The following is a 2,330-nucleotide window of genomic DNA, read 5'->3' on the forward strand; positions in this document are numbered from 1 at the left end:
TAAATCATCAACGATTAATTCTTTCATACCTGGTTTAATACTGTCTTTATGCATGAAGATTTCATTTGATCCATATTCTAAATCATACTTCTTGCTGACAGTTTCTCTAGGTAACTTACCTGGCTTTCTGATTGGTACAAAGCCACATCCTAATTCTAAAGCGACAGGACATCCAAAGATAAATCCTCTTGATTCAGGACCTACAACTACGTCAACTCCTAAATCCTTTGCATGTGCTGCTAAATCATCAATACAAGCTTTGAATGCATCCTTATCTTCTAATAAAGGTGTCACATCTCTAAAAATAATTCCTTCCTTTGGAAATCCTGGAATAGATGCAATATGTTGTTTAAAATCCATAACGAATCCTCCTATACATTATTTTATTATATCATCACACAATCATGATTGACATAAAATCTTGAAAATTAATCCTTACAGATTAACTAAATTATAAGATATCCTCAACAATAAAGTTAATAGATTTATTGCCTCTAAAGACATTGATAGATAAAGTACCAACTAGAGTCATAGAATCTTTATGAACAAGTTCATCATATAATTGTCCTTTATTAAAAGCAAGGGCAGAGACCTGATCATCTCCTAAATGAAACTTTAAATGTTTACCTTCAGATAAACGATCTACTTGATGACATGATACATCTTCTAGAATAAATAATGGTGCTTTATTTTCTTCACCAAAAGGAGCAAGTAAATCAAGTGACTCAACATTAGGAATTGTTGTATCAGTGAGTGTAATAGGAATAACTGATTCACTGGCTTCAAAATGGCATCCTTTTATATCATTCATAAGGGCATCATAGACTAAAGGATAATTAGACTTAGTAATTGTAAAGCCTCCTGCTTTTGCATGACCTCCATATTGCACAAAAAGCTCTTCATGATGAGTAAAGAAATTATAAATATTAAAGCCATCAATTCCTCTTGCACTTCCTTTATATATTTCTTCTTTAGGATTATAATGCATGACAAAGGCTGGCTGTTCATATTCTCTTGTATATTTACCTGCCACTAGACCTACTAATCCTTCATGCATATTTTCTGAGCCATAAAATAAACAAGGGGAAGATGTATCAGTCACTGCTTCTTTATATAAAGAAGTGGTTAATGATTGTCTTTTAGAATTGATTTTAGACGCATAATTAGAAATCTTTTCTAAATAAGCAGGGTCTGCTTCTTTTAAGAAATATTTAACTAAATATACAGGATTCACTAGTTCTGGTAAGCGTCCAAATGCGTTAATACGAGGCGCTATTGTAAAACCTATAGTTGTGACATCATAGTCTCTACTCCCTTTTAATAGTTCTAAAGAAGAATATTTATATTGCTTCATAAACTGTAAACCACGTCTTACTAGACTTCTATTTTCATCTAGTAATGGCATCATGTCAGATATAGTTGTAATAGAAGCCAGAGTGAATAAATAAGGGTCATGATGCTTTAAAAGAGCCGCTGCAAGCTTATAGGCAATAAAGCCACCACATATCTCTTTAAATGGATATTTAGGAGACATTTTAGTATGAATAATAGAATAAGCAACTGGTACTTCACCATCAAAGGCATGATGATCAGTAATGATGACATCAATACCTAATTCCCCTGCTTTTTCTACTGCATCAAATGCTTTGATTCCATTATCTACAGTAATAATGAGAGAGTAGCCCTTCTCTGCCATCTGTTCTACTCTTGTTGTATTAAGTCCATAACCATCAGTAAAGCGGTTAGGAATATGATATCCAACTTCTACTCCTCTTTCATGAAAAGCTTGTACAAGAATAGTGGTTGCTAGAATACCATCACAGTCATAATCTCCATAAATACAGATTTTTTCTTTATTTGCGATTGCTTCTTCAATACGTTCTAATGTTTCATCTGCTTCTTCAAATAAAGAAAAATCATGATATACAAGATGAGGATCCATAAAGGATTTAAATTGTTCTTGATCTATTTTTTTACTTTCTATTACTTTAGCCATCAAAGAATTAACACCATATGTCTGTATAATTTCATTAGTATGACTTAGTTCTATCGTTTTATATTTCATAATTAACCTCTTAAAAAATTACTACCTATTCATCTTAATCAATATAGAGATAAAAGTCAAAATAAGTGTTCTAATCAAAAAGTGGCTTTTAGGCCACTTTTAATAGAAATAATAAGTTATTTCATGATCAGACTCTGAAAATCTGCTAAGTTTTTAGTTTCTGCTTCCTTAATGACTTTAGCTTGTAGATATTCAAAAATTGTAGAGAACTGTAAAGACATAATATCATCAATCATATCACAAAAAGTAATAGCAATTTTATTTC

2 protein-coding genes are annotated in these 2,330 nt (G+C 31.5%); both read right to left on the minus strand.

Going from position 1 to position 2,330, the window contains the following annotated elements; genetic code table 11:
- On the minus strand, positions 1-360 hold a 360-nt coding region (locus ACT8VG_RS10235), incomplete at its 3' end, for an adenine phosphoribosyltransferase (RefSeq protein ID WP_444195802.1).
- A gap of 91 nt (positions 361-451) precedes the next feature.
- Positions 452-2,065: a single-stranded-DNA-specific exonuclease RecJ gene (recJ, locus tag ACT8VG_RS10240; RefSeq protein ID WP_444195803.1), complete on the minus strand. Its 1,614-nt coding sequence runs from the start codon at positions 2,063-2,065 to the stop codon at positions 452-454.
- Positions 2,066-2,330 lie beyond the last annotated feature (265 nt).

Origin of the sequence: Catenibacterium sp. (genome assembly GCF_052354645.1) — a bacterium.
Classification (GTDB): domain Bacteria; phylum Bacillota_I; class Bacilli_A; order Erysipelotrichales; family Coprobacillaceae; genus Catenibacterium; species Catenibacterium mitsuoka_A.

Coding starts and splice junctions, on each gene's coding strand:
- recJ (WP_444195803.1), bottom strand. CDS start 2,065: ATGAAATATAAAACGATAGAACTAAGTCATACTAATGAAATTATACAG.